At 68.6% G+C, this 706-nt stretch carries 1 protein-coding gene and 1 other annotated feature; the gene reads right to left on the reverse strand.

Going from position 1 to position 706, the window contains the following annotated elements:
• A partial coding sequence (locus tag E7Z53_RS19885) for an IS3 family transposase (protein ID WP_369598032.1) occupies window positions 1-678 on the reverse strand: 678 nt, incomplete at its 3' end.
• Window positions 607-706, reverse strand: a sequence feature (AL1L pseudoknot). This feature is flagged as partial in the annotation. (Overlaps the previous gene by 72 nt.)

Below are 706 nucleotides of genomic sequence, written 5' to 3' on the forward strand. Positions count from 1 at the left end.
GTCGTACGAATCGCCAGTGGATCCCACCGAGGCCACCGCCCCCGCCTCGGCCAGGCGCTGGGTGTAGCGCACCGCGACATACTGAACGCCCTTATCCGAATGATGCACGACCCCGCTGGTGTCATGGCCGTCATGGGATCGGGTCCACAACCCCATCTCGAGGGCGTCCAGAGCCAGGTCCGTGCGCAGGGAGGTCGACAGCTGCCACCCCACCACCCGCCGGGAGAACACGTCAATGACGAAGGCGGCGTATACCCAGCCGGCGAACGTTCTGCAATACGTGATGTCGGCGACCCACAGCCGGTCCGGGGCGGCGGCGGTGAAAGATCGTTCCACCAGGTCCGGGCGGGTCTCCGGTCCGGTGCCGGCCACCGTGGTGCGCGGGCCCTTGGCCCGAATGACCCCACGCAGACCCGCCGCCCTCATGAGCCGGTGCACCGTGCACCTGGCCACCTGATGGCCGTTCCGGCGCAGCTCGGCGTGGACCTTGGTGACCCCGTACACCCCGTAGTTCTCCGCATGCACCTTGGCGATGACCGCGGTCGTGGCCGCGTCGCTGACCGATCGCGCTGAGGGCGGGCGGGTCTTGGCGGCGTAATAGGTGCTCGGGGCGACCTGCAGAACCTTGCAGATCGGCTCGACCCCGTACTCGCCCTTGTGGGCGTCGATGTAGGCCACTACCTGTGGTGTGGGCGGTCGAGCTCCG

Source organism: Kocuria salina (assembly GCF_013368965.1).
Lineage (GTDB): Bacteria > Actinomycetota > Actinomycetes > Actinomycetales > Micrococcaceae > Kocuria > Kocuria rosea.